The organism is Lacticaseibacillus rhamnosus, from assembly GCF_900636965.1.
Classification (GTDB): Bacteria; Bacillota; Bacilli; order Lactobacillales; family Lactobacillaceae; genus Lacticaseibacillus; species Lacticaseibacillus rhamnosus.
Map to the genome: position 1 here is coordinate 820,626 of NZ_LR134331.1, position 14,338 is coordinate 834,963.

General features: G+C 45.0%; 9 protein-coding genes, 1 rRNA gene and 1 pseudogene. 8 read left to right on the forward strand and 3 right to left on the reverse strand.

Translation table 11 applies throughout. The features are described 5' to 3' along the window. Positions 1-22 precede the first annotated feature (22 nt). Entirely contained in the window at positions 23-163 is a 141-nt protein-coding gene (locus EL173_RS15075; RefSeq protein WP_005693308.1) for a hypothetical protein, read from the reverse strand. Positions 164-784: 621 nt separating this feature from the next. Continuing rightward, positions 785-1,324: pseudogene (locus EL173_RS04210) on the reverse strand (sigma-70 family RNA polymerase sigma factor). A gap of 492 nt (positions 1,325-1,816) precedes the next feature. Between EL173_RS04210 and EL173_RS04215 the strand changes: the two are divergent. The 4 genes from EL173_RS04215 to EL173_RS04230 all read left to right on the forward strand — a co-directional run bounded on the left by EL173_RS04215 (position 1,817) and on the right by EL173_RS04230 (position 6,931). After that, complete coding sequence (locus EL173_RS04215; RefSeq protein WP_223391104.1) at positions 1,817-3,421, forward strand: APC family permease; 1,605 nt, start codon at positions 1,817-1,819, stop codon at positions 3,419-3,421. A 247-nt stretch (positions 3,422-3,668) separates the two neighbouring features. After that, positions 3,669-4,877: a glycosyltransferase family 4 protein gene (locus EL173_RS04220; RefSeq protein WP_014571203.1), complete on the forward strand. Its 1,209-nt coding sequence runs from the start codon at positions 3,669-3,671 to the stop codon at positions 4,875-4,877. A gap of 2 nt (positions 4,878-4,879) precedes the next feature. Next, entirely contained in the window at positions 4,880-5,908 is a 1,029-nt protein-coding gene (locus tag EL173_RS04225; RefSeq protein ID WP_005693303.1) for a glycosyltransferase family 4 protein, read from the forward strand. A 12-nt stretch (positions 5,909-5,920) separates the two neighbouring features. Continuing rightward, positions 5,921-6,931, forward strand: a complete 1,011-nt coding sequence (locus EL173_RS04230) for a lysylphosphatidylglycerol synthase transmembrane domain-containing protein (protein ID WP_005693301.1) — start codon at positions 5,921-5,923, stop codon at positions 6,929-6,931. A gap of 164 nt (positions 6,932-7,095) precedes the next feature. On the opposite strand, the gene EL173_RS04235 is transcribed toward EL173_RS04230, so the two are convergent. Next, a complete protein-coding gene (locus EL173_RS04235; RefSeq protein ID WP_005693297.1) occupies positions 7,096-8,268 on the reverse strand; it encodes a pyridoxal phosphate-dependent aminotransferase in 1,173 nt (390 codons plus the stop codon). Positions 8,269-8,565: 297 nt separating this feature from the next. Here EL173_RS04235 and EL173_RS04240 point away from each other — a divergent pair, with 297 nt between their 5' ends. The 4 genes from EL173_RS04240 (at position 8,566) to EL173_RS04255 (ending at position 14,277) form a co-directional block, all read left to right on the forward strand. Beyond that, entirely contained in the window at positions 8,566-8,847 is a 282-nt protein-coding gene (locus EL173_RS04240) for a YkuJ family protein (RefSeq protein ID WP_005688073.1), read from the forward strand. 622 nt (positions 8,848-9,469) lie between these two features. Then, positions 9,470-11,563, forward strand: a complete 2,094-nt coding sequence (locus EL173_RS04245) for an LTA synthase family protein (RefSeq protein ID WP_014571204.1) — start codon at positions 9,470-9,472, stop codon at positions 11,561-11,563. A gap of 211 nt (positions 11,564-11,774) precedes the next feature. Beyond that, a complete protein-coding gene (locus EL173_RS04250) occupies positions 11,775-12,215 on the forward strand; it encodes a Fur family transcriptional regulator (protein WP_005688075.1) in 441 nt (146 codons plus the stop codon). Positions 12,216-12,707: 492 nt separating this feature from the next. Next, a 16S ribosomal RNA gene (locus EL173_RS04255) occupies positions 12,708-14,277 on the forward strand. Positions 14,278-14,338 lie beyond the last annotated feature (61 nt).

Here is a 14,338-nt window from a genome sequence, read left to right on the forward strand (position 1 = left end):
ACGGCCCCCTAGAGGGGCTTTTTTAGTGCTCAGAAATGGCTTTAAATTGGGATTCTTGTTTTTTCTGGGCGCTTAAAAATCCCTGAAAAAAGATGCTTTTACCGACCACTTTTGCTTTTTGGGGGTATTTTGCTAAAAGTGGTCGGTTAGCTCGTAATTCCAAATGACGCTACTCCTCGTGTGTCAAGGTATTGAGAGCCTTTTGTTGGTCGGCAAAGTGGTCGCTGGCTATCACAAAACTTTAACGGTTTTCGCCGCTTGTCTTGGAGCCAACTTGTCTATCAGAGGTTTGTGGATTTTTAAAGTGATTTCGATGTTCTCATGTCTCGAGCGCCGAAACATGAATTAAATAGCCATACCCTTAACAGGCAAATACTACTGCGAGTGTGGCGAAGGGTATGGAACTTAGGCCAAGCATGTCTAAACGCATACTTGCACGACGGATTTCGCAGTTACGGCATCACCGTTAACTGCTTCCTCGTATAAACAACTGGCGAGTGGCCCAAGAAAGATAGATGGGAGTCGCTTTCGCTTAATTTGTCAGACGAGATAGATTGGGAGCCTTTGTATCAAGGACGAATCTTCCTTAATTGTATGCGGTGATACCAACAGATGGCGTTGAGAGAGAACTAAATCTGGCTTGCGTTTCCTTAGCACTCAAGTACAACAGATCGATTGCAATGCTTACAGCGAAAATTCAAGCAAAAAAATTGTCCCATGATTGCCGTGTCCAAGGCAATCATGGGACAATCTTGAACTGGCCTAAGAAGCTCACAGCTTGGGATTAATCTTCCCGTGTAAACTTAATAATCTTTGCTCGTGAGCGTTCTAAAGCACGACGGAAACGATTGCTTGTGGGCGTATCAAACGGATGCAAGACTGCCGTCTCAAACGCCTAATATTCCAGGGGTGACAGGTTTTCTAGAAGCTGAAAAAATTCAACACGCATGAGCAATCCGTCTTCGACTGAACGTATTGCTAGCCGTTCCTGCAAAGATTCGAGCGCACTCGCTTTGAATGGAATAGCGGTAGCATCAATCCGACGCTTATGGGCAAAGTGTCTGCGCAAGATTGAACGTAAGTGGGACTGTAACACCATTCGATAATACGGCCCAAATTGCGAGCCACTGCTGCCGTCATAACGCGCAACAGCTTTTATCATGGCAATTCTGGCCTCTTGCAACCAATCCTCATAGGAAAATTCTCTGAGGTTGTAGGGTTTTAAAACCTTTAAAACCAGAGGGCGGTATTGTTCGAATAGTTTACGGAAAGCTTCTGAATCGTTCACAGCTTCTCTTATCAAGCTCAGTTCTTCTTTTTTCATATATCCTCCTCCCCTGATCTACTAGCAAGATCATTCTACAATAAAACGTTTACAATTGAATAGGGAACAATTGTTCAGGTATAACTTTTTATACCAGGGCATGTATAAGAAATCGCAAAGAATCAGCTTTTCTGGGGCACAAAATTATTAACATTATTTTCTTATTTTTTCAATTAGAATCAAAGAATGCGTCCTGATCAAGTTGAATGACTGATTAGCGCGTGGACATCGTGATCCGGTTTAATTGGCACGTTTGGCTAAAATTGGTATGGTAAATAGCCTTTATATGATGCGACTGTCTGTACTTTAATATTGGGCTGAATGGTACCTGTGGAAATAAAGTTTAAAAAGCTGCCCGATGCGTAAGGAAGAGCTTTTGCGCTTGATTTAACGAGGTGAGTTATTTTACATACTCCGTAATCTGCGGTAACCTAATTAGGTCATTTTATAAGGAGGTTTCCAACTATTTCTTCAAAAACAAAAGACAACAAAATTGGTCTATTTCAGCTAGTCATGTTGGCACTTGGTTCGTTAATTGGATCGGGCTGGTTGTTTGGATCGTGGGAAGCGGCAGAAGTCGCCGGACCAGCGGCAATTTTTTCTTGGGTCATTGGCGGCGTCATTATCGGTGTCATTGCCTATAATTACGTGGAGTTAGGTACGATGTTTCCGGAATCAGGCGGAATGAGTAAATTTGCGCAGTATTCGCATGGCTCATTGGTTGGCTTTATAGCATCATGGGCTAACTGGATTTCTTTGGTGACATTATTGCCAATTGAAGCAGTTGCCGCAGTTCAGTATATGGCATCGTGGCCATGGAAGTGGGCTGGTTTTACCCACGGCTTTTTACATGCAGGGAGGATTACCCCACAAGGACTGTTAGTGGTCTTTGCGTTTATCATCATTTTTACGTTGCTTAATTACTGGTCAGTGACGTTGCTGACGCGCTTTACCAGTTTTATTTCCATTTTTAAAATTGGGGTACCGTTGTTGACGATCGTTTTGCTGGCCTTGTCGAGTTTTCACCCCGAAAATTATGGGCATTCGTTGGCAACCTTGATGCCTTATGGTAGTGCACCGATTTTTGCGGCGACTTCGGTTTCAGGGATTATCTTTTCTTTTAACGCTTTCCAGACTGTTATTAACATGGGAAGCGATGTGAAACGCCCGCAAAAGAATATTGGTCGCGGCATCGGGATTTCTTTGCTTATTAGCGGAATTATTTATATTCTGTTGCAAAGTGTCTTTATCACGACCATTTCTCCTGATATGCTTGCTGCCCATGGATGGAAAGGCCTGAACCTCAACTCGCCGTTTGCGGATTTGGCAATTTTGCTTGGTATTCACTGGCTGTCGGTTTTGCTGTATATGGATGCGTTTGTTTCGCCATTTGGGACTGGCGTTTCGTTTGTCGCTTCGTCCGGTCGTGCGCTTCAGGCGATGGTGGGCAACAATCACATTCCTAAGTTTATCGGTAAAATTGACGAAAAGTACGGAACTCCGCGTGTCGCGATGGTGGTCAATGCTGTCTTAAGTATGATTATGGTCTCTATTTTTCCATCGTGGGGGACGCTTGCCAGTGTTATTTCAACGGCTACGTTAATTGCTTATCTGACAGGACCGGTCACGGTGATCTCTTTGCGTGAAATGGCGCCTAATTTCAAGCGTCCGGTCAAATCAGCGATGTTGCGAGTAATGGCACCGTTGGCATTTGTGTTGACATCATTAGCGGCTTACTGGGCAAAATGGCCAACCACCGTTGAAGTCATTGGGGTTATCTTTTTAGGGATTCCGTTGTATCTGTTTTATGAATGGCGATCAGGTTGGCGCAGTACGTGGCAGCAGTTAAAAGCCTCGGCGTGGATGCTTGGTTACCTGGTCTTTCTCTCGGTAATTTCGCTGATTGGCAGTGCTGAGTTTAATGGGTTGAACTGGATCCATTATCCAATGGACTTTGTCGTCATTATACTTGGCGCGGTGGTCTTCTATTTTTGGGGGATCAACAGTCATATCATATCGAAGTACTTCCGTAAGGCCGCGCGTGTTAACGATAAAGTTAAAATGCCTGCAGCGGAAGACATCGAGCGTGACAAGTAACCCCAAAAGTGAAGATGTTAATATGTATTCATAAATGAATTAATAGATATTTCTTCAAAAAAGATAGGTTGTAAATGACTGATTGTCGGGATGTTTCGCAAGCGGCTGCTTAAAAATTTACGACTTTTGCCGGATGATGTTCATCTGATGGCAAGGTAAGATATTTTTAAAGGTTTGTGAGAAAATTGCATTTAGTCATGCCTATCTTTATACTTATACTAAACAAATGACGTCTGGAGGGGATCAGGTGAATATCGGGATTTTTACAGACAGCTATTTTCCGCAAGTCAGTGGTGTCGCGACGTCCATCAAGACCTTGAAGGACGATCTAGAACGTAAGGGTCATCAGGTTTATATTTTCACGACAACCGACCCACATGTGCCAGATGATGCGGTCGAACCGAACTTGTTCCGATTTACAAGTGTGCCGTTTGTTTCTTTTACTGATCGGCGCATTGCGGTTCGGGGGCTGTTTCACGCTTATGCAGTGGCTAAGGAATTAAATCTGGATATTGTGCATACACAAACTGAGTTCTCAATGGGTTACATTGGTAAGTTTGTGGCCAAACAACTGAAAATTCCAACGATCCATACTTATCACACTATGTATGAGGATTATCTGCATTATGTCTTAAACGGTCATCTGCTAAAGCCGTACCATGTCAAGCAATTTACCCGCGCTTTTCTGTATCACGTAAGCGGTGTGATTGCGCCGTCTGAGCGGGTGTATGATACGTTGCGGCGTTATGGCGTTAAGACCGACATTAAGATTATTCCAACCGGAGTCGATTTAACGCAATTCGCAGAGCAAAAGGACCCGCACTTACGGGAAAAGCTGGGACTGGCAGATGTGCCGGTATTGGTTTCGCTTAGTCGCGTTGCTTATGAAAAGCGAATTGATAAATTAATCAGCGCCATGCCCGCAATTTTGGCGCAAATTCCTAAAGCAGTTCTCCTAATTGTCGGTGATGGCCCTGCACGTGAAGATCTAGAGGCACAGGCTGCTGAATTAGGGATTGCCGATCATGTCCGGTTTACCGGTGAAATTGACCATGATGATGTAGGCGACTATTATCGTGTCGGCGATGTTTTTGTGTCGGCTAGTGATTCAGAGTCACAGGGACTGACTTATATTGAGGCAATGGCCGCTGATCGGAAAGTTGTTGCCCTTGCTGGTGATTATACTGATCAACTGTTGGATGATCCGGCGTTGGGAACAACTTTTACGACTGAAGCAGAAATGGTTCATCAAGTTGTGAATTATCTGAAGCATCCTAATGCCTATGATGATCCCAAACCGCGAACTGAAAAGCTGGTGGCAATTTCTGCTGATCGGTTTGGCGATCGGGTACTTGATTTCTATCGCGATGTTATCAGTCACTATTCCCCGAATGAAGCTGATGAAACTGTGCCATGGACCGATGAAAGTAGTAGCAAACGGACCATGAAAGGTTAACTATGATCGTTATTAACATGTTTTCTTCAGCCAATAAGGTTGCTGGGCAAGGCGTGGGTGCAGTTTACACAGAACTGATGGGACTGTTGAAACACGATTTTGCCAATGAATTTCAAATTAATGTCAATCGTTATACGCGCAGTGATATTAGTCATTATCATACAATCGATCCTAAGTTTTATTTATCGACGTTCTCCAAAAAAAGAGGCCGCAAAATCGGCTTCGTTCATTTTGTGCCTAGTACTTTAGATGCGAGTTTAAAGTTGCCGCGAGTGGCGCGGTGGACACTAGACCGCTATACGTTAGCTTTTTACAAACGTATGGATGAACTTGTTGTCGTGAATCCAAACTTCATTCCTAAGCTTGAGGCCTATGGGATTAATCCGGACAAGGTAACGTACATTCCAAATTTCGTTTCTCAACGTACGTTTCATCCGGTTTCCCGGGAAAAAAGGCAGGCGTTACGACATGCGAATGGTTTTAAGCCGGATGATTTTGTCGTTTTTGGCGCCGGGCAAGTGCAAGATCGCAAAGGCGTCGGTGATTTCATCAAACTCGCGCAACAAAACCCTGACTACCGCTTTGTCTGGGCGGGCGGCTTTTCTTTTGGCCGCATTACAGAAGGTTATGAGCGGCTCAAAAAGGCAGTTGCAAATGCGCCTGCCAACCTGAACTTTACCGGTATTATGCCGCGAGAAACGATGATCGACTACTATAACATGGCAGACTTGTTCCTTCTGCCATCTTTTGAAGAGTTGTTTCCAATGTCGGTTTTAGAAGCATTTGCAACGGATACGCCGGTAATGGTGCGTGATCTTGAATTGTATCAGCAAATCATCACGCCTTATGCAATTACGGCGGCGGATGTGGCAGACATGCAGGCACGAATTCGAGCATTAGCCGATGATCGCGAGCTTTTGGCAACATATGCGGCCAAGAGCCGTGAAGCGGCGCAGGTGTACGATGAAGCTCGGCTTGAAAAAGTCTGGCATGATTTTTACGTGCAACAAGCAGCGTTGGGTAAACACTAGCCGAGGAGTTATATGACACGGAAGAACAAACTGGCCGTCTTCATCATGGTTCTGATTGGCGCCGGCATTTTTATTTATGAAGCACGTGATCTTAATGGCGCAAAACTGATCCATGAACTTTTATCGCTTGATCTTAAGTGGCTGTTAGTGGCTTTTTTACTGATGTTTGGTTCATGGATCGTTGAAACCTTCGTTGTGCAGATTTTTATTAAAAACGGATCGGACGAATTAGACTTTAAGACAGCGTTGCGGGTTCCGCTTGTCGAGCAACTATTCAACGCAATTACGCCCATGGCATCTGGCGGTCAACCGGCTCAGCTGTTTGCGCTCATGCAAAGTGGGGTGGAGGCTGGTCGCGCGAGTTCGGTACTGTTGATGAAGTTTGTTGTGTATCAGTTTATGGTGCTGATTAACTTTGTACTCACTTTACTTATCGGCTTTGATCAAGTGTCTCGGCATTTTGGGGCCCTTGTGATTTTCATCATCTTTGGCTTTGTTATCCACGTGATTGTGATTGTCGGCTTGCTCATGGTGATGTACTACTACAAATTCACCAAGAAGCTCGTCAGAATCATCATGATACCAGTCGGCTGGTTCGTGAAGCCGGAAAAGAAGATGGCGATGCAGCTTGATCTGGATCACAAAATCGATACTTTTTACGCCGAAAGCCTGCACTTGAAGCGCGAAAAAGTTCGTGTGATTAAGGCGTGCTTTTTGACGTTAATTCAGTTGCTGCTTTACTATGCGGTTCCGTATTTTGTGCTATTGGCACTGGGTGTGAATCACGTTAGCATTGTTGAAGTGATTGTGTTACACGTGATGATTGTGATGATTGTCAGTCTGTTTCCAATTCCGGGTGGAGCTGGCGGTGCAGAGTATAGTTTTAAAACCCTGTTTGCGACGTATGTGGCCTCACCATCTAAGTTAGTGCTTGGCATGTTGTTATGGCGCTTTTTAACTTATTATCTAGGAATGATCTGCGGCATTGTTGCAATGGCATTACCTCCAAAAAAAGACGCGTAAACGCCCTTCAGCCAGTCAGCTTGGTTCAAGGTTTTCTGGCGGATGGATGGCAAGCTGAAATTAAATTAAATGGGATTCCGGAGACAGTTACTTATGTCTTCAGGATCCCATTTTTAATTGATGATGATTCAAAACGCGTGCGGATTCTTTCCGTTTACGCTTGATTAGCCGATGTGGCTGGCCATGAACGCGCGCAATCGCTTAACGGCTTCTTGAAGATCGGTCATTGATGCCGCGTAACTGATTCGGATATAACCTTCGCCGCCGGGGCCAAAAGCGGTACCTGAAATCAGAGCTAACTTCTGTTCATGTGCCAAGGCGTGCGTAAATTCGCGTGAGCTTAGATGCAGTTGGGTCGGAATTTTTGCAAAAAGATAAAAGGCACCATCAGGACGAGCCACGCTAAAGCCCATGTCGATGAGGGCGGCATAAACAAAATCACGGCGTTTAACGTAAGCTGCTTTCATCACCTGAGCATCGTCTGCACCGTTCGTCAGAGCTTCAATACCAGCGCGCTGGGCAATGGTCGTTGCGGCAGTCACAAGATATTGGTGCACCTTTTTGGCTTGCGCGATTAACTGCTGGGGACCCATCAAAAAGCCAATTCGCCAGCCGGTCATTGCATGTGATTTAGACAGACCGTTGACAATAAATGTACGATCGTAGGCAAATTGTCCCATGGATACATGCGGCTCACCATAAGTCAGTTCAGAATAAATTTCGTCACAGATAATGTAGAGGTTATGTTTAGCGGCGATGTCCGCAATGGCCTTTACTTCTGCCGCCCGATACGTGACACCGGTGGGATTGCTTGGATAGTTAAGGATAATGCCTTTGATTTTAGCATCAGGATTTGCAGTGATGGTGGCCTCAATGAGTTCTGGGGTCAAAACAAAGTCGGTTTTACTCGTATCCATATAAAGCGGCGTAACGTGATTCAGCGTCAGAAGCGGAATGTAGCCCGGATAAATTGGTGACGGAACCAGCATAGCATCACCCGGATCACTGATCGTCGTAATAGCGGTTGCCAGTGCTTCAGTGGCCCCGACTGTCACCAGAATTTCATCTGTAGCCTGATAGTCAGTGCCATATTTCGTTTTAAAAAAATGTTGTGCGGCTTCGCGTAACTCCGGATCACCAACCATCCCGGTATAATGCGAGTAATTTTCCTGAATGGCTTTGATCCCGGCTTGCTTAACATGTTCCGGGGTGTTGAAATCAGGTTCGCCTAGCGTCAGTTTCAAAATACCGGGAATATCACTGACACTTTCGTCAAATTGTCGAATCTCACTAACCTCGATGGCAGGTAGTTGTTCGTTTAAAGGTTGCAATGTCATACAAATCTCCTTAATAAAGTAAGCGCGAGCCAACCCGATTTCTGGGCAGGAGAGCGCATTATGATGTAAACGCGAACCGATGCGGTTAGAAGTCGGAGTTAGACGGCTACCACTAAAAGATTGCCTAACTGACTTTTACGCCGGCAAACGCGTTATAATAGCATGCAAATAGCATAGTCCATTTGCCTATCGACACGCAACGTCATAAAAGTAGAATTCAAAGTGATATTTCTCCCACAGAGGCGACGGTTTATGCTAAGCTATTTCTTGAAATAGGAAAAATTAGGAGGCCATTTTATGAAACAATCACAGCTCGTGGCCATCATCAAACGCCTTGAAGCCATGCAGGCAGGCGATGGCGAGGCACAGTCACGCCGCTTCGAAAAAAATGGTGATGAAAAGGGCCTCGTGACGTACGATCCCAAGACCGAAACTTACGAACTTGAAGAATTAGGCACTCACCAGACGTTCCAGTTTGATAATATCGATCTTGCGGCCATGGAAATCTATGATCTAATGGATTTTGATGAAGACGAGGGCACTAACGGTACTGATAGTAGCGATCAGGCTCAAGCTTGAGTTCTGAGTAAAGCGGACTTGCGAAGGTTCGCTTTTTCTGTGTGAATCTTTTCTGATTTGATGGATCAGTAGTATGAAATTTGACTGATGTTGAGTTAAATGGCGGTTGACGCGCACCGCCTTGCTCAAACGCATTCAAATGTAGGCTATTGATAGGCTGTTGAGTAGATACCTGTATCAGTTTCAACAAGCTCGAGAGAAAGACTGCCACATTGCGAATGGCCGATTTGAACTGAAAAGCGTTAGGCCGTGTTTGTCACTAAAATGACATCGCGGCTTTTTAGTAAGCGCGAGCCGGCGCGGTTAGAGACCGAAGTGTAAGCGGCCTCGCGCGTGATGGCCGGTCTTTGGCCATTGCGCGCGAGGTCCTTACATGCAGGTCTCTGCGCCGGGGAGCGCGTTAGGAGATAGGCGGTTTACAAAGGATCAATTTTAAACCGTTGAAAAGATTTAAACACTTGGCAACGAGCCACTAACTTGAATGACGTGGTTTTAAGGCTTCTTTAAGATTGCGGTTGATTCGACTGTAATCGGCATTGAAAGTTTGTCTTTTAAGGAATGAGCGGTTATCCTAGCGAATGTGCTATACTTTTGACATTAAACAATGACTTGGAGGCTCCACATGAACCAGATCGGCGCTAAAATTCGAGGATTTTTCAATACCAGACTCGGTTTTCTGGTACTTGCCATTGTCTTATTCTGGGCAAAAACTTATTGGGCATATCAAGCTAAATTCAACTTAGGGGTCACTGGTAGCTTTCAGCATTTAATTCTGGCAGTTAATCCGATTCCGACAACGCTTTTTCTTTTTGGGATTGCTTTATATATGTCGGGACGTAAATCGTATGTCACGATGCTGATTATCGATGCCCTGACGTCGGTTTGGCTTTTTGCTAATGTACTTTATTATCGGGAATTTTCCGACTTTCTGACTTTTGCTTTAATCAAAGGATCAGGTGCGGTTTCCAATAACTTGAACAAGGGAATTATGGGGATCGTTCAGCCGACAGACTTTCTTGTGTTTGTCGATGTTCTATTTTTGATTTTACTGTTAGCTTTCAAGGTTATTCGGATGGATATCCGCCCGATCAAAAAGCGGTTTGCACTGGGAGTTTCGCTGCTGGCAGTGTTAATGTTTGGGGCGAATCTGGCTATGGCTTATAGCGATCGTTCCGGACTGTTGACGCGCACGTTTGACAATAACTACATTGTGAAATATCTGGGTCTCAATGCCTATACTGTTGTTGACGGGGTCAAAACTGCCAGCAATAGTGCAACGAAGGCAAACGCTGATTCGAGTGATGTCAAATCCGTACTGAATTATCTCAATAAGAATCGTGTTACCCCGAACGCAGAATATACCGGTGTGGCAAAAGGTAAGAATGTTTTTGTCATCCACTTGGAAAGCCTGCAGCAATTTATGATTGACTTCAAATGGGATGGACAGGAAGTCACTCCGAATCTCAATAAGCTCTATCATGAATCAGACACACTATCTTTTGACAACTTCTTTAACCAAGTTGGTCAAGGGAAAACGGCTGATGCGGAAATGATGATGGAAAATTCATTGTTTGGGTTGCCTGAAGGGGCGGCCATGGTAACTGACGGGACGACGAACACTTTCCAGGCGGCACCAGCAATCTTAGATCAGCAGGGTTACACAACCGCTTCGTTCCATGGGGATGTACCAAGTTTCTGGAACCGTGATAACACCTATAAGTCTTGGGGATACGACTATTTCTTTTCTAAGAGTTACTTCTCAAGTGGGAAAAATTATGATGTCGGCTATGGGTTGAAGGACAAGATTTTCCTGAAAGATTCAGCGCAGTACATCGAACAACTGCCGCAGCCATTTTATGCCAAAATGATTACGGTCACGAATCACTATCCTTACACACTGGACAAGGAAAATCAGACCATCAGTAAGACCGACACTGGCGATGATACCGTTGATGGTTATGTCCAGACAGCCCGTTATCTCGATGAAGCAATTGGTGAATTCTTTGACTGGCTGAAGGAAACCGGACTGTACGATAAGTCAATGATTGTTCTCTACGGTGATCATTATGGGATTTCAAACAACCATAAAAAAGCCATGGCCAAGTTAACCAACATTACCGGTTTTAATGACTATGACAATGCCATGTATCAACGCGTACCATTTATGATTCACATGCCAGGACTAAAAGGCGGCATTAATCACACATATGGCGGTGAAATTGATGCCTTGCCGACAATATTGAACCTGTTAGGCGTTAAGGACAATGATACGGTTCAGTTTGGTTCAGATTTGCTCTCCGCTAATCATCCGCAAACAGTTGCGTTCAGAAATGGTGATTTCGTCACACCTGATTTCACTAAGGTAGGCAGTCAATACTTTAATACCAGCACAGGGAAGAAAATCACCAAGCTATCCCCAAGCCAAAAGAAAACGGTTGACGCTGCCACTAACCGTGTGACAACGGAACTGTCCTTATCTGATCGCGTCATCAATGGTGATCTGCTGAGATTCTACACGCCGAGCGGATTTAAGAAGGTCGATCGTAGCGATTTTTCGTATAAGCTGACCGATACGAAAAAGAAGCTCAAAGCCGCCCAGAAGAAAGGTACAAGCTTGAAAGCAGAAAATAAGGGTAAATCGGTGGCAAATGAATATAAGACCGATGCGCCAGAGCTTAAAAGCGATGATGACGAAAGTAGTAGCGAATCCAAATAAGCGACTAAACCTTTTCGACAGTGTCTTTTTAGGCACTGTTTTTTTGGACTGATATGAAGCTAAATTTAAGCGATAATTGGTAACACATGCATTTAGTGTACTTTTGAATTTTGAAATTTTCTAAACATTTGTAAGTGAAAAGGTTATGCTAAATTAGAAAAAAGCGTACAATTTTACTAGATGATAATAGTTACAAATTAGGAGGCTGACGATGAATCAGGCAGTTTATAACAAAACAATTAACTTGCTCAAAGCAAAGCAGATTCGGGTCACCCCGCAGCGCGAGGCGATCATTTCCTATATGATCGACAGTACGGCACACCCGACAGCTGAAATGATTTATGCAAAACTATCGCCACAGTTTCCACATATGAGTGTCGCAACCGTATACAACAATTTACGTCTACTGGTGGATCTTAATTTAGTTGAGGAAATGTCGTCTAATGATGCGGCGACTCATTTTGATTTCCCGATTGAGCCACACTACCATGCGATTTGTACCAACTGCGGTAAGATTTTTGACTTCACTTACCCAGGGGTCACGGATGTGGAGGCAGTGGCAGCTAAAAAAACCGGTTTCAAAGTCAGTGGACATCATCTCGAGGTTTACGGTATTTGTCCCGAGTGTCAGATTAAACTGGGTATGAAATAAGCCTACGTTACTGTTCGGATGGCCACGCTTTAAAATGAGATTTTATTTAGACACAGCTATCAAGCATAAGTGATGGCTGTTTTTATTTGGCGATAGACGCTGCAAAGGATAAGTCACCGTAATATCTAACGTGCAATGATCCTGTGCTTTGAGCAACGTCAATCAAGCAAGACTTTTTTGAAAAAATGCTTGCGCCTCAACCGGCTTGCTGGTATTATATTATTGCTGTCAAAAAGCAGATCCCTTTTTGGGGTAAAGATAAAAATAGTCATGAATAAAACATATGAAGCGTTTTTAACAAAAAATGTTGACATGATATGCTGATCATGATAATCTATCAAAGTTGTCTTTTGACAAAGTAGTCCTTTGAAAACTGAACAAAGTTTCGTTTAAATGTGCAGGGTCCTTGATACTTCGGTATCGAGGCAAAAAGTAACATTTGCGAAGTCAATTCGCTAGAACAACAAATCGAGCTATTCGAACAGCTCATATTTATATGAGAGTTTGATCCTGGCTCAGGATGAACGCTGGCGGCGTGCCTAATACATGCAAGTCGAACGAGTTCTGATTATTGAAAGGTGCTTGCATCTTGATTTAATTTTGAACGAGTGGCGGACGGGTGAGTAACACGTGGGTAACCTGCCCTTAAGTGGGGGATAACATTTGGAAACAGATGCTAATACCGCATAAATCCAAGAACCGCATGGTTCTTGGCTGAAAGATGGCGTAAGCTATCGCTTTTGGATGGACCCGCGGCGTATTAGCTAGTTGGTGAGGTAACGGCTCACCAAGGCAATGATACGTAGCCGAACTGAGAGGTTGATCGGCCACATTGGGACTGAGACACGGCCCAAACTCCTACGGGAGGCAGCAGTAGGGAATCTTCCACAATGGACGCAAGTCTGATGGAGCAACGCCGCGTGAGTGAAGAAGGCTTTCGGGTCGTAAAACTCTGTTGTTGGAGAAGAATGGTCGGCAGAGTAACTGTTGTCGGCGTGACGGTATCCAACCAGAAAGCCACGGCTAACTACGTGCCAGCAGCCGCGGTAATACGTAGGTGGCAAGCGTTATCCGGATTTATTGGGCGTAAAGCGAGCGCAGGCGGTTTTTTAAGTCTGATGTGAAAGCCCTCGGCTTAACCGAGGAAGTGCATCGGAAACTGGGAAACTTGAGTGCAGAAGAGGACAGTGGAACTCCATGTGTAGCGGTGAAATGCGTAGATATATGGAAGAACACCAGTGGCGAAGGCGGCTGTCTGGTCTGTAACTGACGCTGAGGCTCGAAAGCATGGGTAGCGAACAGGATTAGATACCCTGGTAGTCCATGCCGTAAACGATGAATGCTAGGTGTTGGAGGGTTTCCGCCCTTCAGTGCCGCAGCTAACGCATTAAGCATTCCGCCTGGGGAGTACGACCGCAAGGTTGAAACTCAAAGGAATTGACGGGGGCCCGCACAAGCGGTGGAGCATGTGGTTTAATTCGAAGCAACGCGAAGAACCTTACCAGGTCTTGACATCTTTTGATCACCTGAGAGATCAGGTTTCCCCTTCGGGGGCAAAATGACAGGTGGTGCATGGTTGTCGTCAGCTCGTGTCGTGAGATGTTGGGTTAAGTCCCGCAACGAGCGCAACCCTTATGACTAGTTGCCAGCATTTAGTTGGGCACTCTAGTAAGACTGCCGGTGACAAACCGGAGGAAGGTGGGGATGACGTCAAATCATCATGCCCCTTATGACCTGGGCTACACACGTGCTACAATGGATGGTACAACGAGTTGCGAGACCGCGAGGTCAAGCTAATCTCTTAAAGCCATTCTCAGTTCGGACTGTAGGCTGCAACTCGCCTACACGAAGTCGGAATCGCTAGTAATCGCGGATCAGCACGCCGCGGTGAATACGTTCCCGGGCCTTGTACACACCGCCCGTCACACCATGAGAGTTTGTAACACCCGAAGCCGGTGGCGTAACCCTTTTAGGGAGCGAGCCGTCTAAGGTGGGACAAATGATTAGGGTGAAGTCGTAACAAGGTAGCCGTAGGAGAACCTGCGGCTGGATCACCTCCTTTCTAAGGAAACAGACTGAAAGTCTGACGGAAACCTGCACACACGAAACTTTGTTTAGTTTTG